General features: G+C 69.7%; 20 protein-coding genes. 14 read left to right on the forward strand and 6 right to left on the reverse strand.

Going from position 1 to position 21,467, the window contains the following annotated elements:
• The first annotated feature begins 266 nt into the window (after window positions 1-266).
• From CFB45_RS25005 to CFB45_RS25025, 5 genes are all read left to right on the forward strand, one after another.
• Window positions 267-1,019 carry a maleate cis-trans isomerase family protein gene (locus tag CFB45_RS25005; RefSeq protein WP_060212471.1) on the forward strand — a complete coding sequence of 251 codons (753 nt, stop codon included), beginning with the start codon at window positions 267-269 and terminating at the stop codon, window positions 1,017-1,019.
• Window positions 1,020-1,046: 27 nt separating this feature from the next.
• A complete protein-coding gene (locus CFB45_RS25010) occupies window positions 1,047-1,883 on the forward strand; it encodes an alpha/beta fold hydrolase (protein WP_089427861.1) in 837 nt (278 codons plus the stop codon).
• A 35-nt stretch (window positions 1,884-1,918) separates the two neighbouring features.
• The gene (locus CFB45_RS25015) at window positions 1,919-2,959 is read left to right on the forward strand and encodes a 2,5-dihydroxypyridine 5,6-dioxygenase (RefSeq protein WP_089427862.1); all 1,041 of its coding nucleotides are present in this window, start codon (window positions 1,919-1,921) and stop codon (window positions 2,957-2,959) included.
• A 19-nt stretch (window positions 2,960-2,978) separates the two neighbouring features.
• Window positions 2,979-3,632: an isochorismatase family protein gene (locus CFB45_RS25020; RefSeq protein ID WP_089427863.1), complete on the forward strand. Its 654-nt coding sequence runs from the start codon at window positions 2,979-2,981 to the stop codon at window positions 3,630-3,632.
• A gap of 219 nt (window positions 3,633-3,851) precedes the next feature.
• Window positions 3,852-6,143 (forward strand): xanthine dehydrogenase family protein molybdopterin-binding subunit, encoded by a 2,292-nt coding sequence (locus CFB45_RS25025; RefSeq protein ID WP_089427864.1) that lies wholly within the window; start codon window positions 3,852-3,854, stop codon window positions 6,141-6,143.
• 73 nt (window positions 6,144-6,216) lie between these two features.
• Here the strand turns inward: CFB45_RS25025 and CFB45_RS25030 are convergent, their stop codons facing one another.
• Complete coding sequence (locus tag CFB45_RS25030) at window positions 6,217-6,663, reverse strand: MarR family winged helix-turn-helix transcriptional regulator (RefSeq protein WP_046549825.1); 447 nt, start codon at window positions 6,661-6,663, stop codon at window positions 6,217-6,219.
• Window positions 6,664-7,196: 533 nt separating this feature from the next.
• Here CFB45_RS25030 and CFB45_RS25035 point away from each other — a divergent pair.
• Window positions 7,197-8,504 (forward strand): MFS transporter, encoded by a 1,308-nt coding sequence (locus CFB45_RS25035; RefSeq protein ID WP_089427865.1) that lies wholly within the window; start codon window positions 7,197-7,199, stop codon window positions 8,502-8,504.
• 305 nt (window positions 8,505-8,809) lie between these two features.
• The gene (locus CFB45_RS25040; RefSeq protein WP_089427866.1) at window positions 8,810-9,571 is read left to right on the forward strand and encodes a DUF4397 domain-containing protein; all 762 of its coding nucleotides are present in this window, start codon (window positions 8,810-8,812) and stop codon (window positions 9,569-9,571) included.
• A gap of 64 nt (window positions 9,572-9,635) precedes the next feature.
• Here CFB45_RS25040 and CFB45_RS25045 read toward each other — a convergent pair whose 3' ends face one another.
• Together CFB45_RS25045 and CFB45_RS39110 are read right to left on the reverse strand one after the other, a co-directional pair.
• Complete coding sequence (locus CFB45_RS25045) at window positions 9,636-10,184, reverse strand: DUF3005 domain-containing protein (RefSeq protein ID WP_089427867.1); 549 nt, start codon at window positions 10,182-10,184, stop codon at window positions 9,636-9,638.
• Window positions 10,185-10,393: 209 nt separating this feature from the next.
• Window positions 10,394-10,657, reverse strand: coding sequence for a hypothetical protein (locus CFB45_RS39110; protein ID WP_174971865.1), 264 nt, complete (start codon window positions 10,655-10,657; stop codon window positions 10,394-10,396).
• Window positions 10,658-10,888: 231 nt separating this feature from the next.
• Here CFB45_RS39110 and CFB45_RS25060 point away from each other — a divergent pair, with 231 nt between their 5' ends.
• The 4 genes from CFB45_RS25060 (at window position 10,889) to CFB45_RS25075 (ending at window position 15,024) form a co-directional block, all read left to right on the forward strand.
• Window positions 10,889-12,439, forward strand: coding sequence for an NCS1 family nucleobase:cation symporter-1 (locus CFB45_RS25060; RefSeq protein WP_089427868.1), 1,551 nt, complete (start codon window positions 10,889-10,891; stop codon window positions 12,437-12,439).
• A gap of 22 nt (window positions 12,440-12,461) precedes the next feature.
• Window positions 12,462-13,190 (forward strand): aspartate/glutamate racemase family protein, encoded by a 729-nt coding sequence (locus tag CFB45_RS25065; protein ID WP_089427869.1) that lies wholly within the window; start codon window positions 12,462-12,464, stop codon window positions 13,188-13,190.
• 61 nt (window positions 13,191-13,251) lie between these two features.
• Complete coding sequence (locus tag CFB45_RS25070) at window positions 13,252-14,430, forward strand: LysR family transcriptional regulator (protein ID WP_089427870.1); 1,179 nt, start codon at window positions 13,252-13,254, stop codon at window positions 14,428-14,430.
• 162 nt (window positions 14,431-14,592) lie between these two features.
• Window positions 14,593-15,024: a DUF1090 family protein gene (locus CFB45_RS25075; RefSeq protein ID WP_089429138.1), complete on the forward strand. Its 432-nt coding sequence runs from the start codon at window positions 14,593-14,595 to the stop codon at window positions 15,022-15,024.
• Between the two features lie 35 nt (window positions 15,025-15,059).
• On the opposite strand, the gene CFB45_RS25080 is transcribed toward CFB45_RS25075, so the two are convergent.
• Both CFB45_RS25080 and CFB45_RS25085 read right to left on the reverse strand, forming a co-directional pair.
• On the reverse strand, window positions 15,060-16,001 hold the full coding sequence (locus CFB45_RS25080) for an AEC family transporter (protein WP_089429139.1): 942 nt from the start codon (window positions 15,999-16,001) through the stop codon (window positions 15,060-15,062).
• 87 nt (window positions 16,002-16,088) lie between these two features.
• On the reverse strand, window positions 16,089-17,660 hold the full coding sequence (locus tag CFB45_RS25085; RefSeq protein WP_089427871.1) for an MFS transporter: 1,572 nt from the start codon (window positions 17,658-17,660) through the stop codon (window positions 16,089-16,091).
• 100 nt (window positions 17,661-17,760) lie between these two features.
• Here CFB45_RS25085 and CFB45_RS25090 point away from each other — a divergent pair, with 100 nt between their 5' ends.
• Complete coding sequence (locus tag CFB45_RS25090; RefSeq protein ID WP_089427872.1) at window positions 17,761-18,639, forward strand: LysR family transcriptional regulator; 879 nt, start codon at window positions 17,761-17,763, stop codon at window positions 18,637-18,639.
• 166 nt (window positions 18,640-18,805) lie between these two features.
• Window positions 18,806-19,792 (forward strand): ABC transporter substrate-binding protein, encoded by a 987-nt coding sequence (locus CFB45_RS25095; RefSeq protein ID WP_089427873.1) that lies wholly within the window; start codon window positions 18,806-18,808, stop codon window positions 19,790-19,792.
• A gap of 22 nt (window positions 19,793-19,814) precedes the next feature.
• On the opposite strand, the gene CFB45_RS25100 is transcribed toward CFB45_RS25095, so the two are convergent.
• A complete protein-coding gene (locus CFB45_RS25100; RefSeq protein WP_089427874.1) occupies window positions 19,815-20,174 on the reverse strand; it encodes a phage protein NinX family protein in 360 nt (119 codons plus the stop codon).
• Window positions 20,175-20,386: 212 nt separating this feature from the next.
• Here CFB45_RS25100 and CFB45_RS25105 point away from each other — a divergent pair, with 212 nt between their 5' ends.
• Window positions 20,387-21,466, forward strand: coding sequence for a glycosyltransferase family 2 protein (locus tag CFB45_RS25105; RefSeq protein ID WP_089427875.1), 1,080 nt, complete (start codon window positions 20,387-20,389; stop codon window positions 21,464-21,466).
• Window position 21,467 lies beyond the last annotated feature (1 nt).

The following is a 21,467-nucleotide window of genomic DNA, read 5'->3' on the forward strand; positions in this document are numbered from 1 at the left end:
CGCGGCGCGAGAACGGGCGGATTGAATGGCGTTTATGTAGCGTACACACTCAATTTATTCAGGACAAGCGGATTGTCTTCAACGACAACGGCATTCGGGAAAACACCAATAATTCCATGAATATCCGCACCATAAAGCGATACACGCAAGATCGACGTCATTTTGATCCATTGCCATTTTCAAATGTACACACTAGACTTTGCTCGACATCCGGCGATCCCGCACCCGCGTGTCGCCCCACCCTTACCGACACGGAGCCTTCCGTCATGAGCAAGACCTACCGCATCGGCCAGATCGTGCCGAGTTCCAACACGACGATGGAAACCGAGATTCCCGCGATGCTGCGGCTGCGCGAAGCGATCCGCCCCGAGCGCTTCACGTATCACTCGAGCCGGATGCGGATGAAGAAGGTCGTCAAGGAAGAACTCGCGGCGATGGACGCCGAATCCGACCGCTGCGCGGTGGAACTGAGCGACGCGCGCGTCGACGTGCTCGGCTACGCGTGCCTGGTCGCGATCATGGCGATGGGGCACGGCTATCACCGCGTGTCGCAGGCGCGCCTGACGAAGCACACGGCGGACAACGGCGCGCAGGCGCCGGTGCTGACGAGTGCGGGCGCGCTCGTCGACGCGCTGAAGGTGATCGGCGCGAAGCGGATCGTCGTCGTCGCGCCGTACATGCTGCCGCTGACCGAACTCGTGGTCGACTACATCCGCAACGAAGGCTTTGACGTGCTTGCGTACCGCGCGCTGGAGATCCCCGACAACCTCGACGTCGGCCGCCACGACCCGGCGCGCCTGCCCGACATCGTGAAGACGCTGCCGTACCAGGACGCCGATGCGATCGTGCTGTCCGCGTGCGTGCAGATGCCGTCGCTGCCGGCCGTCGCGAAGGTCGAGGCGATGACGGGCAAGCCCGTGATCACGGCCGCGATCGCGACGACCTACGCGATGCTGCGCGAGCTCGACCTCGAGCCGATCGTGCCCGGCGCCGGCGCGCTGCTGTCCGGCGCGTACTGAGCGCGGCCCTTTACCCGGAGTCCCTTCATGCCCTCGACTTTCCTGTATGGCGCGAACATCCGCGCGAACGGCATCCGCCAGCACTACCTGCGCTACGGCGGCGCGACCGGCGCGCGCGCTTCGCGACCGGCGATCGTGCTGATTCCCGGCATCACGAGCCCCGCGATCACGTGGGGTTTCGTCGGCGAAGTATTCGGCGCGGCGTTCGATACCTACGTGCTCGACGTGCGCGGCCGCGGGCTGTCCGACGCGTCGCCGTCGCTCGACTACAGCCTCGACGCACAGGCCGACGACGTCGCGGCGCTCGTCGCCGCGCTCGGCCTGCCGCGCACCAGCCTCGTCGGCCATTCGATGGGCGCGCGGATCGCCGCGCGCGCCGCGCGGCGCGGCATCCACGGGCTCGAATCGGTCGTGCTCGTCGATCCGCCCGTGTCGGGCCCGAACCGCCGCGACTATCCGGGCAAGCTGCCGTGGTACATCGACTCGATGGCGCTCGCGCGCGCCGGCACCGACGCCGAAGGCATGCGCGCGTTCTGCCCGACCTGGACCGACGCCGAGCTGCAGTTGCGCGCCGAATGGCTGCATACCTGCGACGAGCGCGCGGTGCGCGCGTCGTACGAAGGCTTTCATACCGACGATTTCCACGCGGACGCCGCGCAACTGGCCGTGCCGTCGCTGCTGATCACGGCCGAGCGCGGCGACGTGGTGCGCGACGACGATGTCGCCGAACTGCAGCGCGCGACGCCGTCGATGCGGCACGTGCGCGTGCCCGACGCCGGCCACATGATTCCGTGGGACAACGCAGCGGGCTTCTACGCGGCGTTCGGCGACTTCCTCGGCGCGCCGCTCGCGGCCCGACCCTGACCTCACTTCCCCTCACGCCTTTACCGGAGCCGACGATGCCAGTCAGCGATTCCCAACTGATCGACGCGTGGAAGCAGGTGCTCACGCTGTCGCGCCTCGAACCGGGCCAGACCGTCACGATCCTGACGAGCGCGGCCACCCATCCGCAGACGCTGTCGTGCGCGCTGATCGCGACGCAAACGATGGGCGCGATCGTCAACCGCCTCGACCTGCCGCCGGTGAACGGCGACAAGGCGTTCAGCCGCGACCCGCTCGCCTATCTCGGCACGACGCCGCTGACCGGCAACAAGGCCGCGATCGCCGCGCTGCGCGAGAGCGACCTCGTGCTCGACCTGATGACGCTGCTGTTCTCGCACGAGCAGCACGAGATCCTCAAATCCGGCACGAAAATCCTGCTCGCGGTCGAGCCGCCCGAAGTGCTCGTGCGGATGGTGCCGACGCTGGCCGACCGCACGCGCGTGCTCGCCGCGGCGAAACGGATCGCCGCCGCCCACGAGATGCGCGTGACGTCGGCGGCCGGCACCGCGCTCGTGTGCCCGCTCGGCGAGTTCCTGCCGACGGCCGAATATGGCTTCGTCGACGCGCCGGGCCGCTGGGACCACTGGCCGAGCGGCTTCGCGCTGACCTACCCGAACGACCGCACCGCGCGCGGCACGATCGTGATCGACCGCGGCGACATCCTGCTGCCGCAGAAGCACTACGTGCGCGAACCGATCGCGCTGACCGTCGAAGGCGGCTATGCGACGCGCATCGAAGGCGGCGTCGACGCCGACCTGCTGCGCGACTACATGGAGACCTTCGCCGACCCCGAAGGCTATGCGATCTCGCATATCGGCTGGGGGCTGCAGCCGCGTGCGCGCTGGTCGACGCTCGGGCTATACGACCGCGAGGCGACGATCGGGATGGACGCGCGCGCGTTCGAGGGCAACTTCCTGTTCTCGCTCGGCCCGAACAACGAAGGCGGCGGCAACCGCACGACCACCTGCCATATCGACATCCCGCTGCGCCGCTGCACCGTAGAACTCGACGGCGCGACCGTCGTGCGCGACGGCCGCGTGACCGACCAACCCGCCTGACCGACGAGCCCCCGACACCATGAACGATCTTTCCCGTCACGCCGAAGCGAACGTCTATCGCCAGCAGGGCTTCGGCACGCCGCTGCCGCCGCACGGCAACATCGGCCTGCTGATCGTCGACTTCGTGGTCGGCTTCGCCGATCCCGCGACGTTCGGCGGCGGCAACATCGCGCCGGCGATCGCGCGCACGACGCGTGCGCTCGCGCTCGCGCGCGAACGCGGCTGGCCGGTCGCGCACAGCCGCATCGTGTACGCGGACGACGGCAGCGACGACAACGTGTTCTCGCTGAAGGTGCCCGGCATGGCGACGCTGACCGAGCACCACCCGAACAGCGCGATCGTGCCGGAGCTCACGCCCGCGCCCGGCGAGCTCGTCGTGCGCAAGACGGTGCCGTCGGCGTTCTTCGGCACGCAACTGGCGCCGTGGCTCGCGCAGCGCGCGGTGCAGACGCTGCTCGTCGCGGGCGCCGTGACGAGCGGCTGCGTGCGCGCAAGCGTCGTCGACGCGATGTCGCACGGGTTCCGCCCGCTCGTGCTGGCCGACTGTGTCGGCGATCGCGCGATCGCGCCGCACGACGCGAACCTGTTCGACATGCAGCAGAAATACGCGGCGGTGATGCCGCTCGACGATGCGATCGCGGCGATCGATGCGGTGCAGGCACGCGCACGCTGAATCGTCACGGCGGGCTGGCGGCTTGAACAGCCGACGCCCGCCCGCGCGATTGACGCTGCGCTTTTGGCGACCTAGATTGGGGGCGCGCGCACTCGCGACGGTCACCGTCATGGCTCTCGACGCACACCGCGAACAGGACGCCCGGACCGCCGGCCGCCTCGCGCCGCGTACGCTGCATCCGGCCGCGCGCCGCCTCTCCCTCGACAGGATCCTTCATCCGTGAACCGCTCCGAACTGCTCGCGCGCAACGGCTGCCTCACCGTGATCCGGCCGCCCGCGCCGCCCGTCAAGCCGGCACCCGGCCAGCCGGGCAGCCTGTCGTCCTACGTGCCGGCGCTGCCGGAAGTATTCGTCGCGATCCTCGACGACGGCCGCATCCTCGCGTTCAACGGCCACGTCGATCTCGGCACCGGCATCCGCACGTCGCTCGCGCAGATCGTCGCCGAGGAGCTCGATGTGCCGGCCGCGCGCGTGACGATGGTGCTCGGCGACACGGCCGCGACACCGAACCAGGGCCCGACCATCGCGAGCGCGACGATCCAGATTTCCGCGACGCCGCTGCGCTGTGCGGCCGCGCAGGCGCGCGATGCGTTGCTGGCGCTTGCCGCCGAACGGTTCAATGTCGACGCGGCGCAACTGCGGATCGACGACGCGACGATCTCGGCGAACGGGCAAACGGCCACGTTCGCCGCGCTCGTCGCCGCGCACCGGATCGCGCTGACGCTGGACCTGAACACCCGCACGAAAGATCCCGCCCTGTACCGGATCGTCGGCAAGTCGTCGCCGCGCGTCGACCTGCCCGCGAAGGCAACCGGCCAGCTCACGTTCGTGCACGACATGCGCGTGCCGGGCATGCTGCACGGCCGCGTCGTGCGGCCGCCCTATGCGGGGCATGACAGCGGTTCGTTCGTCGGGGGGTCGCTGATCGACGTCGATCGCGCATCGGTGGCCGACGTGCCGGGGCTCGTGGCCGTCGTCGCGATCGGCGATTTCGTCGGCGTGGTGGCCGAGCGTGAAGAACACGCGATCCGCGCGGCGCGCCAGTTGCGCGTGACATGGCGTCCGCTCCCCGCGCTGCCGCCGCTCGACGAACCGTCTGCCGCGATCGCCGCCGCGCCGGCCAAACGCCGCGTGCTGCTCGACGAAGGCGACGTCGACGCGGCGCGAGCGCAGCCCGACACGATCACGCTGTCGCGCACCTACGCATGGCCGTTCCAGATGCACGGCTCGATCGGCCCGTCCTGCGCGCTCGCCGACTATCGCGAGCCGGGCAACGGCCGGATCACCGTGTGGTCCGGCACGCAGAATCCCGTTTCGCTGCGTTACGACCTCGCGACACTCGTCGCGCGCGACGAAGCCGATTTCGACGTGGTGCGGATGGAAGCGGCCGGCTGCTACGGCCGCAACGGCGCGGACGACGTGTGCGGCGACGCGCTGCTGCTGTCGCGCGCGGTCGGCCGCCCGGTGCGTGTGCAACTGTCGCGCGCGGACGAACATCTGTGGGAACCGAAAGGCGCGGGCCAGCTGATGCAGGTGACCGGCACCGTCACGCGCGACGGCCGCCTGCTCGGCTACGACTTCACGACGCGCTATCCGTCGAACGACGCGCCGCTGCTCGCGGCGCTGCTGACCGGCGCGATCGCGCCCGCGCCGCGCGTGTTCGAGATGGGCGACCGCACGGCCGTGTCGCCTTACGCGAGCCCGCATCGCCGCTTCGTCTGCGAGGACCTTGCCCCGCTCGTGCGTGCGTCGTGGCTGCGCGGCGTGTCGGCATTGCCGAACTCGTTCGCGCACGATGCGTTCGTCGACGAATGCGCGGCGCTGACCGGCGTCGACCCGCTTGCGTTCCGGCTGCGCCACCTGCAGGACACGCGCGCGACCGAACTGCTGCAGGCCGTGGCCGATCGCGCGGGCTGGGCGCCACGCGTGCGGCGCACGCCGCATGATGAACCCGAGCCGTCGCGGCTGGTGCGCGGCCGCGGGATCGCCTACGCGCGCTACGTGCACAGCCGCTTCCCCGGCTTCGGCGCGGCGTGGTCGGCATGGGTCGTCGACCTGAGCGTCGATCGCGTGTCGGGCGAGATCCGCATCGAACGCGTCACGGTCGGCCAGGACACGGGCACGATGATCAACCCCGACGGCGTGCGCCACCAGATCCACGGCAACGTGATCCAGGTATTGAGCCGCACGCTGAAGGAGCGCGTGCGCTTCGCTGACGGCAAGGTCGCGTCGCGCGAATGGGCGAGCTATCCGATCCTGACCTTCGCGGAAGTGCCCGACGTCGATGTGGTGCTGATGCCGAGGCAAGGCGAGCCGCCGCTCGGCGCGGGAGAATCGGCGTCGGTGCCGGGCCCGGCCGCCGTCGCAAACGCGTTGTTCGATGCGACCGGCGTGCGGTTCTACGCGCCGCCGTTTACGCCGGAGACGGTCCGGGCGGCGTTACGCGACGCGGGGCGGTTGATGACGGCCGACGCGGCTGGCGCGCAAGTGGCAACCACCGGCACGGCTTAGAGGCTACAGACTTCATCGCTGAATCGAGCCCGCCGACAGAAGGGCATGACTGCCGTCCCGCGCGCGACACGCATCACGCGTCGCCGTCTTCTTCCATCATCTTGCGCAGCAGGAACTGCAACGCGACCCGCTCGCCCGGATTGAGCGCGCCATACGTGCGCTCCGTCACCTGCCGCGCGAACGGCACCGTGCGGTCGATCAGCGCGAGGCCGGTCGCGGTGGCGCGCACGATCAGCTTGCGGCCGTCGTTCGGATCGGGCAGCACCTCGATCAGCGCACGCGCCTTCAGTCGGTCGACCACGCCGCGAATCGTCGCCTGGTCGATCGCGGTCGCCTTGACGATGTCGTTCAGCGAGCACCCCTGGCGCTCCTTGACCGCACACAGCGTGACGAACTGCGCGGCCGTGAGATCCGAATCGGGGATCGCTTCCTGGAAGATCGACACATGCCGCTGATACGCGCGGCGCAGCAGGTGGCCGACCTGATCGTGAAAGTCGTAGGAATCCTTCGAAGACGCCATGAAAGTGCAGGCCCGCGCCGCATGTAAGGGAAAGACAAGCAGTGTACACCCTCAATTTGGCACGACCGGCAGCCGGGGGCCGCTTCATTGCGGTGCATCAGGATTCGCGGCACCCGGCGCGCCGCGTGCCTGGCGATCGCCTGACCGCTGCGCGTTGTCCGCAGAGTACCGCGCAGCGACGGCAGGCAATGCGCGTTCGAACCCGCTGCCGCGCACGTGCTTGCGTGCATCGGCAGACTTTCGTGCACACGCTGTATTTTTAAGCGCATACGCACGAATTTTGTGCATGACCTTGCGCGTTGGCGCCCTCTTTAAAAACGCGTTCATTTCCCCAAAAAACCTCATCAAACACGCGGCTTTTCTCACGCAAACGCTTGCCTTCGCGCGGCCGGAATCATGCCTGTGCGCTTCGGTATTTTCTAGTGTGTACGCTATTTAATTGCCGTGATATACAGACTCCAGAGCGCAGCGGAGCGTCCGCTCGCGTCGATCGGCCACCCATTCATCCGTCACATTCGAACAGGGGCAATCCCATGTCTACCGCACACCCGAGCGCCGCCGTTTCCCCCGACGGCGCGCTGCACGGCAATCTCTATCGCAAGGTCACGCTGCGCCTGATTACCCTCTTCTGCCTGTGCTACTTCGCGGCCTATCTCGACCGCATCAACATCGGGCTCGCGAAACTCCAGATGCTCGACGCGCTGAAGTTCAGCGATACGGTGTACGGGCTCGGCGCCGGCCTGTTCTTCGCCGGCTACATCCTGTTCGAAGTCCCGAGCAACCTGGTGCTGCAACGCGTCGGCGCGAAGCTGTGGATCGCGCGGATCATGATCACGTGGGGCCTGCTGTCGGGTGCGACGATGTTCGTGCACACGCCGATGCAGTTCTACGTCGTGCGCTTCCTGCTCGGCGCGGCCGAGGCCGGCTTCCTGCCCGGCGTGCTGCTGTACCTGACGCAGTGGTATCCCGATGCGCGCCGCGCGCGGATCGTCGCGCTGTTCATGGTCGGGCTGCCGCTGTCGAGCATGATCGGCAGCCCGATCTCCGGGTGGATCATGCGCGCGTTCGACGGCACGCACGGGCTCGGCGGCTGGCAGTGGCTGTTCCTGCTCGAAGCGCTGCCGTCGGTGCTGCTCGGCTTCGCGGTGCTGCGCTGGCTGCCCAACAACATCGAATCCGCGCCGTGGCTGAACGCCGACGAGAAGCACGCGTTGCGCGCGAACCTCGACGCCGATCCGTCCGGCAACAAGAGCCATGCGCTCGGCAAGGCGTTCTCCGATCCGAAGGTATGGGCGCTCGGCCTGATCGACCTGTGCGTGCTGCTCGGCCTCTATGCGGTGAGCTTCTGGCTGCCGACGATCCTGCGCGACACGGGCGTGAAGGATGCGTATCACATCGGCTGGCTGATGGTGATCCCGAATGCCGCGGCCGTGCTCGCCACGCTGTACTGCGGCGCCAGTTCCGACCGGGCGCGCGAACGCCGCTGGCATATCGTCGTGCCGTTCATGGTGTCGGCCGTCGCGCTGGCGATCGCGGCCTCGTCGTCGCACGGCACGTTCGGCACGGTATTGCTGTTCTCGCTGATCAACGCGGGCGCGGCCGCCGCGATGCCGGTCGTCTGGGCCTTGCCGTCGACGTTCCTGAAGGGTTCGGCCGCCGCCGGCGGGATCGCGTTCGCGTGCTCGATCGCCAACCTCGGCGGGTTCGGCAGCACCTACTTCATCGGCTGGCTACGCGACACGTTCCATTCGCAAAGCGCGGGGCTGTATGGTTTCGCCGCGTGCATGGTGGTCGGCTGCGCCCTCGCGCTCGCCTATCCGGCCCGGCTCGTGAACCGCTGACGCAGCGCGTCGCGCGCGCGACGCGGTCATTTTTACAACCGGCAACCGCGCCGAGCGCGCGGTTCGCCCCACGCCCCTCCCACCCCGCGCACGCCGCCCCGCCGCCCCGCCGGCGCGTGCGCGCCGCCCGCCGCCGCTTCCGCCCCCTTCCCGACGCCGTTCGCCGCACAGGCACATCGCTTGCGTCATCCACGCGCCCGCCGCTCCGGCGGACGGCATCCTTCCTTCAACCGGCGCTGCGCACCGCGCGACCCTTCGCGCGGCGATCCCGCATCGCAAGCAGGTTCCCTGAACGAGAGGACAACATGAAATCAATACGAACGCTGGTCGCCCTTTGCTCGGTCGTTTCCGTGCTCGCAGCGTGCGGCGGCGGCGACGACGCCGGGACCGAACTCGGCATCTCGAAGCCGCAGGCGCGCTTCATCAACGCGGTGCCGGCCGGCCCGAACCTCGACTACTACCTGAACGCGAAGCTCGACCAGGGCGGTATCGCGTACAAGGGCGTGACGCGCTATCACGACGTCGACTCGGGCACGCAGAACGCGAGCTACGACGTCTCCGGCACGACGACGACCATCGCCGCGCAATCGTTCAGCGCGGCAAACGGCCATCACTACACGACGATCGCGCTGCCGAGCACGACGTCGCTGATCTCCGTGATCGACGATCCGTACGCCAAGGGCCTGCTGTCCGACAAGGCGCGCGTGCGCAGCTTCAACGCGTCGCCGAACGCGCAGAACGTCGACGTGTACGTCGTCCCGCCCGGCACCGACATCACGACGCAAAGCCCGACGCTCGCGGGTACGGCCTACCAGAACGCGGTGCCGGCATCGACGCAGGATTCGATCTACCTGAACGGCGGCAGCTACCAGGTGATCGTCACGACGGCCGGCAGCAAGACGCCGATCCTCAAGACCGCGCCGGTCACCATCAACAACAACGCCGACTGGCTGCTGCTGACGATCCCGTCGGGCGGGGTCGGCGACGTGACGCCGAACGATATCCACGTGCTGGTTGCGCAGGGCAACGACGCCGATGCGTCCGCGCAGGAACTCGGCCCGCAATAAGGACCGCGCATGATGGCGGCGGGCGGCGCGATCGTGCCGCCCGCCGCCTCGTCCCGTCACGTGGTCAGTCGTTCCGCTCCAGGACGATCACATGCTCGGCGCGCGTGCTGTCGCCGTGCTCGACGTCGACATCGCCGACATGGCGTACGCGCCAGCCCGGCCGCGTCGCGATCTGCGGCATGTTGCCGGACGGACGGCTCTCGATCCCGCCGAGCCCTTCGTCGGGCGTCTCGACCGCTTCGTCGAGCGACGCGTTCGAATAAATCACGTTGTCGTGCCACTTCGACGCGCCCGCGGCGGCTTCCATGCCCTTGCCGTCGACGTCGACCGTGTTGTCGGTCATCGCCATGTTCGCGTTGTCGAGCGTCGGGATCCGCGCGGCCGCTCGCCGCACGGGGTCGTCGCTGTCGGGCGCCTGCGTGCCGCGCTCGATCGGCGGCAGGCCGGTCGGCATTTTCCCGGCAATCTTCTCGGGGGTCAGCGGACGCTGCGCGACCTGCGCCGCCTGGGTTGCCGCATCAGGCATGTCGCCGGCCGCCGGCGTCTTCACCGGGCTCTTCTCGATCTGTTCCCGCTGCTGTTCCGGGGTCGGGTTCGATTCCGCGTTCTGCATTGCACCTCCTTGTCCGGCCGGCGCGCGCCGGCATCAGGGCTGCCGCCGCCGGTCCGGGAATCGCTACAACGGTCCTTGCAAATCTTTCATGGGCTTGGCCCGACGCGCACGTCTCCAGGCGCACGTGCCAGGCCGGCACGGCACCCTTCATCCGGACGGCGCGCCCGCGCGCAGCCGGCGCGACGTCCGCCCCACGCGTCAGCCTCGCGTCAGCCGCCGCTCGCGCCGCCCGGCGCGGAAGCCGCGCCCGGCGTGCTCGCGCCGCTGTCGCCGCTGCTGCCGGCCGCCCCGCTACTCGGCGTACCCGACGGCGCGGTGGACGGTGCGGCCGACATGCCGCCCGTGGCGCTCGATTCCGAGCTTGCACCACCGTTCTCGCTCTTCTTCTGGCAGCCCGCACCTGCCGCCAGGCCCGCAATCAGGATGCCGGCGAAGACGGCTCGCGATACATGTCGAAGTGAATATCGCTGCATGACACCTCCGCTGATGTCGATGTGGATGGAACCCGCAGGCGCGCAATTCGCGTGCCGCGCCGGGCCGCCGCAGCCGCGCGCTTCCATTCATTTTCCAAATGACGCCCAGCCGAATATTTAATTTCCCATCGTCTTGCAGGCCTTCCATACTCGCGAACAAATCCGAGACATAACGTCCACGGCGGCCGTGCCGGCGCAGCGTTCCCACGCAGCCGGTTTCGCGCCCCGCACATGGAAGGAGACAACGGCGTGCAACTGGAAGCCACCCACCGCCCGGGCATCGTGCTCGGCGCGGACGACGCATCGCATCGAACCGATTCGGCCGCGCGCGACCCCGCGCTGAGCCCGCGGCTGCACAACGCCGACCTCGCGCCGACCAAGGCCGAGGGCCGGACGTGGGGCCGCTACAGCATCTTTGCGCTGTGGACCAACGACGTGCACAACATCGCGAACTACTCGTTCGCGATCGGGCTGTTCGCGCTCGGCCTGTCGGGCTGGCAGATGCTCGCATCGCTCGCGATCGGCGCGGTGCTCGTCTACTGCTTCATGAACCTCACCGGCTACATGGGCCAGAAGACCGGCGTGCCGTTCCCGGTGATCAGCCGGATGAGCTTCGGCATCTACGGCGCGCTGCTGCCCGCGATGATCCGCGCGGTGATCGCGATCGCATGGTTCGGGATCCAGACCTATCTCGCATCGGTCGTGCTGCGCGTGCTGCTCACCGCGATCTGGCCGGGCCTCGCCGCCTTCGACCAGAACGCGATCTTCGGGCTGTCGACGCTCGGCTGGGTCACGTTCGTCGCGATCTGGCTCGTGCAGATCGGCATCCTCACGTACGGGATGGAAATGGTCCGCAAGTACGAGGGGCTCGCCGGCCCGGTGATCCTCGTCACGACGCTGTCGCTCGCCGCATGGATGGTCAGCCGCACCGGCGGCCATCTCGCGATGTCGATCGGCAAGCCGCTGACCGGCTTCAGGATGTGGACGGAGATCTTCGCGGGCGGCTCGCTGTGGCTCGCGATCTACGGCACGCTGGTGCTCAACTTCTGCGATTTCGCGCGCTCGTCGCCGAGCGCGAAGACGGTGCGCGTGGGCAACTTCTGGGGCCTGCCGGTCAACATCCTCGTGTTCGCGACGATCAGCTTCGTGCTCGCCGGCGCGCAGTTCAAGCTGAACGGCCACATCATCCACAGCCCGACGGAGATCATCGCGACGGTGCCGAACAAGCTGTTCCTCGTGCTCGGCTGCCTCGCGTTCCTGATCGTGACGGTCGCGGTGAACATCATGGCGAACTTCGTCGCGCCGGCCTTCGTGCTGACGAGCCTCGCGCCGCATCGCCTGTCGTTCCGCCGCGCGGGCCTGATCAGCGCGACGGTCGCCGTGCTGATCCTGCCGTGGAACCTGTACAACAGCCCGATCGTGATCGTCTACTTCCTGTCCGGCCTCGGCGCGCTGCTCGGCCCGCTGTACGGGATCATCACGGTCGACTACTGGCTCGTGCGCAAGCAGCGCGTGAACGTGCCCGACCTCTATACCGAGGCGCCGACCGGCGCCTACTTCTACACGCGCGGCGTGAACCGCAAGGCGCTCGCGGCGCTGGTGCCGTCCGCGCTGATCTCGATCACGCTCGCCGTCGTGCCGGCCTTCAGCGCGATGACGCCGTTCTCGTGGCTGCTCGGCGCGGCCATCGCGGGCAGCGTGTACTGGCTGCTGGCCGATCGCAACCGGCACTACGAGGCGTGTTCGGGCGAATCCATCTCAGTCGCCTGCACCCAACACTGACACACCTGCATACGGAGTCGCAATGAGGATCCTGGTAGTCAACGTCAACACGACCGAGTCGATCACCGACGCGATCACCGCGCAGGCGCAGGCCGCCGCGTCGCCGGGCACGGAGATCGTCGGGCTGACGCCCCACTTCGGCGCGGAGTCGATCGAAGGCAACTTCGAGAGCTACCTCGCGGCGATCGCCGTGATGGATCGCGTGATGCGCTACGACGAGCCGTACGACGCGGTGATTCAGGCCGGCTACGGCGAACATGGCCGCGAAGGCCTGCAGGAACTGCTGACGGTGCCGGTCGTCGACATCACCGAAGCGGCCGCGAGCGTCGCGATGCTGCTGGGCCATCGCTACTCGGTCGTCACGACGCTCGACCGCACGGTGCCGCTGATCGAGGATCGCCTGAAGCTCGCCGGGCTCGACGCACGCTGTGCGTCGGTGCGTGCAAGCGGCCTCGCGGTGCTCGAGCTCGAGGAGAATCCGGCCCGCGCGATCGAGTCGATCGTCGGCCAGGCGCAGCGCGCGGTGCAGGACGATCACGCGGAAGTGATCTGCCTCGGCTGCGGCGGAATGGCCGGCCTCGACCGGCAGATCGAGGAATGCACGGGCGTGCCGGTCGTCGACGGCGTCTCGGCCGCGGTGGCGCTCGCCGAGTCGCTGGTGCGCCTGAAGCTGAAGACGTCGAAAGTCCGCACGTACGCGCCGCCGCGCCCGAAGCGGATCGTCGGCTGGCCGGGCACCTTCGCACAATGACGCGGCGCCGGCCCGCTGCTGCGTCGCACTCGGGCGTCGGGGCGCCGGGAGGCGAATCGGCATGCGGGACCCGCTAGACCCTAACGCCCTGCCCCGCGACGCGTCCGACGCCGCGGGCGCGCTCGACGTGCTCGATGCGCGGCTGATGCGCATCCTGCTCGTGCTGCTGACCGAGCGCACCGTGTCGCGTGCGGCCGTGCGCCTGAACATGTCGCAGCCGGCCACCAGCGCCGCGCTCAAGCGCCTGCGCACGCTGCTCGGCGATCCGCTGCTGGTGCGCAGCCGCTACGGGATGGTGCCGACCGAATTCGGCGCGCGGCTGATCGAACCGTTGCGCAACGCGCTGCGCGTGATCGACTTCATCCGCATCCAGCAGCCGAGGTTCGACGCGCGCACGTCGGTGCGCACCTACCGGATCGGCTGCCCCGACTACCTGAACGTGCTGTTCGTGCCGAAGCTCGTCGCGCTGTTCCGCGAACGCGCGCCGGACGCGCAACTCGTGTTCCATCCGCTCGGCGACGGCTTCGACGACGAGCGCGCGCTGGCCGACGGCGAGCTCGACATCGTGATCGACAATCGCCCGGCGCGCGCGTCGCGGTTCCGGCAGGACGACCTGTTCGACGATCGCGTCGTGTGCCTGATGCGCGCGACCCATCCGCTCGCGCGGCGCGGCGCGATGACGTCGGCCGAGTTTGCCGACGCGCCGCAGCTGTGCCCGACACCGTCGTGGCTCGAGGCGTCCGGCGCGATCGACAGGCAGCTCGAACGCGTGGGCCTGCAGCGGCGGATCGTCGTCACGCTGCCGCACTTCGAACTCGCCGCGCATGCGCTCGTGCGCACCGACATGCTGCTGACCACCACGTACCGGCTCGCGCGGCACTACGCGAAGCTGCTGCCGCTCGCCGCCGTCGCGCTGCCGGCCGAACCGCCGGACATCGTGTACCGGATGACCTGGAACGAATCGGGCGAGTGCGTCGAGGGCGTGCGCTGGTTGCGCGGGCTGATCGCGGAAGCGACGCGTGCGTGGCTCGATGCCGAGGCGATGCAACCGGCGGTGGCGGCGGTGGCCGCCGGTGCAGTCGTGGACGTGAACGCACGAAATGGCACACCGGTCTCGGCCGATACCCCCGAACCCGCGCGACGCACGCGCCGCAGGCAGGCGACGCATTGCCATGCATCGCACCCGGCGCGCGTCCCCCATGCGGCACGCATCCACCGCCTCGCGACGAAGTCGCATTGACGCGCGTCATACGCAAGCCGGAGCGATCCTCGCAGTCGCGGCAAGTCAGACCCGTCCTATTTACCCGGTCCGCACCGAATCGTCAGAATGACGCCTCAAACCTTGGCGGATGGCGATCTGCATCGCGGACGCCCGCCGTCGCCCCATATCGAGGAAAACCGCATGAAGAAGACACTCGTTGCGCTGGCCGTTCCGGTCGCGCTGCTCGCAAGTACCGGCGCATTCGCCGATACGCAAGACTGCGCGACGCGCATCCGGGCGTTGCACACGCAGATCGACAACGCGAAGCGGTTCGGCAACGCACCTCAGGCGATGCGCCAGCAAGCCGCGCTCGACCAGGTCAAGGCCCATTGCACGGACGCCGGCCAGCTCGCACGCGCCGAACGCAAGGTCGCCGACAAGCAGCGGGATCTCCAGCGCGCGCAGGACGAGGTGCACGAAGCGCAGGCACGCGTCCATGAAGCCGAAGCGCTCGGCGATGCGAAGAAGCTGGGCAAGGCGCAGCGCAAGCTCGACGACAAGCAGGCCAAGCTGCGCAACGCAACACGCGACCTGCACGATGCGCAGATCGATCGCGATGCGCTGAAGGGCTGAAGGGCCGACGTGATGCGTTGAAACGACGGGCCGCGTCAGACGTGCCGCGCCAGCGCGAGCAACACCGACAGCGACGCGATCGACCCGAGCGTCGACAACAGGATCGTGCGCGACGTCACCTGCGCTTCACGCCCGTAGAACTCGGCCAGCATGTACGGCCCGGTACCCGTGGGCAACGCGGCGAGCACGACCGCGATCTGCGCGAGCGCCGGCGGCAGCGCGAACACGCGCACGCCAAGCCACCACGCGAGCGCGGGCTGCACGAACAGCTTCACCGCCGTCAGTGCGAGGCTGCCCCGCGGTGCGGCGCCGGACACTTCGCGCTTCTCCGTGAGAAACAGCCCGAGGCTGACGAGCGCACACGGGCTCGCGGCCGCACCGAGCAGCTTCAGGAAGGTATCGACCGGCGCACCGAGCGGCACCTGCGCGGCCGACACGCAAACGCCGGCCAGCGGCGCGACGATCAGCGGGTTGCGCAGCAGCGCGCCGACCACTTTCCACATCAGCCGCAACGGTGCGCGATCGCGCTGCAGCCCGACCTCGATCAGCACGATCGCGCCGGCGAACAGCACGCACGCCACGAGGATGGTCGCGATCGTGGTCGGTGTGAGGCTGTCGGTGCCGAATGCGAGCAGGCACAGCGGGAAGCCGAGATAGCCGGTATTCGGATACGACGCGGCGATTGCATCGATGCTCGCATCGGCGAGCCCGCGCCCCGCGAACAGGCGCCACGCGAGCACGCCGACGAATACGAGCGCGCAGGTCAGCGCGAACGTGGCAACGAAAGCCGGCTGATACAGCTGGTGCCACGATGCATGCGCCATGATCTGGAACAGCAGCGCGGGCAGCGCGAGCCACACGACGAAGCGGTTGAGTTCCGAGGCCGCGGCCGGCCCAAGCACCCCGCGCCGGCGGCACACGAACCCTGCCGCGATCAGCCCGAACACGGGCAACAGAATCTCGATCGTCGCTGACATCTTGAACACGCTGCGTGAAACCGGAACGCGCCAGCTTAATGGTTCCGCCGGGTCGCGTCCAATGCGAGGCGCGAGCCGCCCCGGGCGTCACGCGCCGTCGCGCATCGGTTGCACAAGCAACTTGTAGGCCACGACGGCGGCGGCGAGCGCGAGCCCGCCGCTCACCGTCAGCGCATCGGCGAACCCGCTCGCGAACGCGACCGGCGCCGCCTGCGCGAGCACACCGGCGGCCGACGGCGGCACACGCTCGAGCGCCCGCGCCAGGTCGCCGGCCAGCAGGCTCGACATGAACTGTGCATCGGCGAATGCGCGCAGGCCGGGCGCGGCGGACAGCAACCGGTCGAGCCGCGCCTGCGTGCTCGCCGCCAGCACCGCGCCGAGCACGCCGACGGCCGTCACGATCGCCGAGAAGCGCGTCGTCGTGCTGATGCCCGATGCCATGCCGGTGCGGTTCGGCGGCACGCACGCCATGATCGCCTTCTGCGTGTCGCCGTTCATGATGCCCGCGCCGCAGCCCGTCACGAACATGCCGAGCGCGACGAGCCGGTAGTCGCCGCTGGCCGTCAGCGCCGCGGTCGCGAGGTTGCCCGCGCCGATCAGCGCGAGCCCGCCCGCCAGCACGCCGCCGGACGACACGCGCGCGGCCAGCGCCGCGCCGAGCGACGGCCCGGCGATCATCGCGAATGCAAACGGCAGCATCCCGAGCCCCGCGTCGATCGCCGACATCCCGAACGCGTTCTGCAGGTACAGCGGCAGGAACGTCATCATCACCTGCGCGCACGCCGCATAGCCGAACATCGCGAGCACGGCGCCGACGAAGCGCGGCTGGCGGAACAGCGCGAGATCGATCATCGGCCGCGCCTGCCAGCGCTCCGCGCCGATGAACGCCGCGACGAGCGCGGCGGCCAGCGCGAGCCGGCCGAGCGTCGCGGCCGACAGCCAGCCGTGCGACGGCGCGCCGATCAAGGCCGCGATCGCGCACGCGAGCGCCGCGCCGAACAGCAGGCTGCCGGCCGCGTCCACGCGCTTCGCGTGCGGATCGCGCGACTCGTCGATCGCGACACGCGCACCGGCCGCCAGCAGCAGGCAGACGGGCAGGTTCAGCAGGAACACCCAGCGCCAGCCGATCCATTGCGTGATCGCGCCGCCGACGAGCGGCGCGATGGCCGTCGCGATCCCCATGCACATGCCCCAGATCGCCCACGCGCGCGCCCGTTCGCGCCCGTCCGGAAAACGGTTCGCGATCACGGCGAGCGCGGCCGTCAGCAGCAGCGCGGCGCCGCCGCCCTTCACCGCCCGCGCGGCGATCAGCCAGCCGGCCGTCGGCGCGACGCCGCAGCCGAGCGACGCGAGAAAGAACAGCGCGAGCCCCGTGAAGAGCATCCGCTTGCGCCCGAAGCGGTCGGCGAGCCCGCCGGCCGGCAGCAGGCAAGCGGCGAACGCGGTCATGTACGCACTCACGACCCATTCGATCTCGGCGAAGCTCGCATGGAAACCGCGCGCGATGCTCGGCAGCGACACGGCGACGACGTTCGTGTCGAGCACGATCAGTGAGCAGGTGGCGGACGCGACGGCGAGCGTCGCGGCGGCGGGCAGGCGGGCGCCCGTGCGCGGGGCGGCAGCCGCGCCTGCGCGCGACGCCGGGGAAGGCTGGGACATCGGCTACTCCGGAACAGGATCGACGAGCCGTATGCTAGGCTTGGCCCGTATTGCCTGTCATTGACACGCCGACGCTGTTTTATTGACGAAAATTGCAATCATGGACCGGCTCGAATTCCGCCACGTACGCGCGTTCCTCAGCGTCGCGCAGCACCTGCACTTCGCCCGCGCGGCCGAAGCGCTCGACATGGCGCCGCCCGCGCTCACGCGGCAGATCCAGGAGGCCGAACGCGTGCTCGGCGTGCGCCTCTTTCACCGGTCGCGCCGCGCGGTCACGCTGAGCGCGGCCGGCGAGGCCTATCTCGCCGAGGCACGCGCCGCGGTCGAGCACCTGCAGCGCGGCCGCGAACTCGCTGCGTTGGCCGAGCGCGGCGAGCTTGGCCGGATCGAGATCGGCTACGTGTCGTCCGCCGTCTATTCGGGCACGCTGCAGCGCACCGTCGGCGCGTTTCGTGACGCGCACCCGCGCATCGAGCTGAACCTGCGCGAAGTGCCGATGGACGACGTCGCGAACCAGCTCGACACGGGCCGGCTCGACCTCGCGTACGTGCGCCCGCCGCTGCCGCTGCCCGGCGGCCTGCGGGTCGTCACGCTGCAGCGCGACGTGTTCGTCGCCGCCGTGCCGGCCGGGTCGCGCTACGCGTCGATGTCGGCCATTCGCGCGGCCGACCTCGCCGACGCGCGCTTCGCGGTGCCCGAACAGGAGCGCGGCACGCTCGACGTCGCGCGCCGCGGCCGCTTCGCACCGCTGATCGCCGCCCGCCCGGGCGGCCTGCTCGCGGTGCTCGCGTGCGTGTCCGTGAACGGCTGGGTGGCGGTGATTCCCGATGCGCTCGCCGGCTGCGTGTCGCTGCCGGGCGTCGTGTACCGGCCGATCGCCGGCAAGCCGATCACGTCGGAACTGGCGCTTGCGCACCGGCGCTTCGAAAAGGCGCCGGCGGTGCGCGCGTTCCTGCGGACGGTTCCGTCGGCCGCGTAAGCCCCGCCTGACACCCGCGTGCGGCGCGGGCGGCGCGGGCGGCGATGTCGGCCGTCGCCACACGAATATGCATTGCACGATTCGATGTTTGTCGGCCGGAAACCGATTCCGTAACCTGCCCGGCAGCCGCGCCGCCTGCGCGCGGATCACCAAGGACACCCCGCCGATGAATCCCGCCTCCGCCCCGCCGCGCCGCCGCGTGCTGCAGCGTCTTGCCGCCCTCGCCGCCGCGCCGCTCGCCGGCGCCATCGCACGGCCCGCCCAGGCGGCCGGCGCCGACCTGTCGGGCGTGACGCTCGTGCTCGGCGACCAGGCCGGCGGCCTGCGCGCGCTCGCGGAAGCCGCGCACGTGCTCGACGGCACGCCGTATCGGTTCCGCTGGGCCAATTTCCAGGGTGCCGCGCCGCTGTTCGAGGCGCAGCGCGCGGGCGCGATCGATCTCGCGCCGGCCGGCGACCTGCCCGTGCTGACCGCCGCGCTCGGCGACCCGTCGTTGCGGATCGTCGCGACGCGCGTCGGCTCGCCGACGTCGCTCGGCATCGTCGTGCAGCCCGATTCGCCGGTCCGCACCGTCGCCGACCTGAAAGGGCAAACCGTCGTCGTGTCGTCCGCGCGCGGCAGCATCTCGCAGTACCAGTTGTACGGCGCGCTGCGCGAACACGGCCTCGCGCCGCGCGATGTCGACGTGCGCTTCGTGCTGCCCGTCGATGCGTTCGCCGCGTTCGAGGCGAAGCGGATCGGCATCTGGGCGACGTTCGATCCGTACTACGGGCATGCGGTCCGGCGCGGCGCACGCATCGTCCGCGACGGCAGCGGCATCAATTCCGGGCTGGCGTTCCTGACGTCGCCGGTCGAGACGCTCGACGATCGCGCGAAGCGCGCGGCGCTCGCCGACGTGCTGGCGCGGCTCGCCCGCGCGGGCCAATGGGCGCTCGCGCATCCGGCCGACTATGCGAGCGTCTATGCGTCGCTCACGCGCCTGCCGCCCGACGCGGCCACCGACATCGCGCGACGGGCCGCGCTCGCGCAGCGCAGCCTCAGCGGCGCGGACATCGACGTGCTGCAGCGTGTCGCCGACCGCGCGGCGGCCGACGCGATCCTGCCGCGACGCGTCGATGTCGCATCGATCGCGATCCGGAGCGTATCGGCCTGAACGATGACGCGCGTGGCCGCGTTCAACGTGGGCGCGCCATATCGAGGTCACCGACCGTCGACGCGACGAGCGTGCGCATCGCGGCGACCAGCAGCGTCGGGCCGGACTGGTTGAACGTGCAACGCTCGCCCGCGGCCGGCACGGCCCGGTGCAGCACGGCCCGCCACGGGCCGCGCCCGCCGTCGCGCTCGAATCCGGCGAACGGCAAGCGCTCGACGATCGGGCCGCCGTCCGTCCACGACGTCGACGGCGCGAACGGCGTCGGCACATCGCCCGCCGTGCGAATCGACGTACAACCGGATGCATCGGCGCGCGGGGCGTCGTGGCCTTCCGCGACCGCGACCCAGTAAGCCGGTCGCCGCGCGTCGCGCCGGGCAATCACGCACCAAGTCGCGCTCGCGCGGCACAACGCCGCCGGCCTCAACGTCCGGCCAGTCGACCTGGCGTCCGCGCGCGCATTGCCGCGCCGGCATCGATTCGTGTTACGAATCCCCGATTCCTGCCTACAATGTTCAGAACGCCAGTCGTCCGGCCTGCCGCCGGCGACGACCGGATCCATACGGCGCAGCGCAGGCCGGATCTCTCGGGGGACGTATGTCCGCGCATGCCAGAAAACCACTGGTCTCGCTCGTCGTGCCGTTCCATGACGAGGAAGAAGCCATCGACGCGTTCTTTGCCACGACGCTGCCGATCCTCGAATCGGTCGAGTCGGTCCGTTTCGAGATCGTCTCCATCAACGACGGCAGTCGCGACGACACGCTCGGCCGGCTGATCGACGTCGCCGCCGGCGACCCGCGCGTGCGCATCGTCGATCTCACCCGGCGCTTCGGCAAGGAAGCCGCGCTCACCGCCGGCATCGACGAAGCCGCCGGCACCGCCGTGATCCTGATCGACGCCGACCTGCAGGACCCGCCCGCGCTGATCCCCGCGATGGTCGAGCGCTGGCTCGCCGGCGCCGAGGTCGTCGCCGCGAAGCGCACCGACCGCAGGTGCGATCCGCTGATGCAGCGCGTGGCCGCCGCGCTCTACTACCGCGTGCACAACCACCTTTCCGAAGTCGAGATGCCCGAAAACGTCGGCGATTTCCGCCTGATGGATCGCCAGGTCGTCGACGCGCTGCGCGCGCTGCCCGAGCGGCGGCGCTTCATGAAAGGCCTGTTCGCGTGGGTCGGCTATCGCATCGAGCTCATCGAATACACGCGCGCGCCGCGCAGCGGCGGCCGCTCCAAATTCTCCGGATGGCGCCGCTGGAACTTCGCGCTCGAAGGCATCACCAGCTTCAGCACCGTGCCGCTGCGCGTGTGGACCTACATCGGCCTCGCGTTCGCCGCGCTGTCGTTCGTCTACGGCGCCTTCATCGTCATGCGCACGCTGCTGTTCGGCAACCCCGTGCACGGCTATGCATCGCTGATCTCCGTGATGCTGTTCATCGGCGGCATCCAGCTGATCGGCATCGGCGTGATCGGCGAATACCTCGGCCGTATCTATCACGAATCCAAGCAGCGCCCGGTCTATCTCGTGCGGCGGCGCTATCACGCGCAGCGGGACGCCGCCGCGCATCCGGCGTCACAGCTGCTGCAGTTTCCGCTCAAGCGCACGCACGCGGCCCGCCGCCGAACGTCGCAGCCCGCCGCGACCGGCCACGGCGCCGCGCGGAAAGCGTCCATCAAGTAAC

Origin of the sequence: Burkholderia sp. HI2500 (genome assembly GCF_002223055.1) — a bacterium.
GTDB lineage: Bacteria > Pseudomonadota > Gammaproteobacteria > Burkholderiales > Burkholderiaceae > Burkholderia.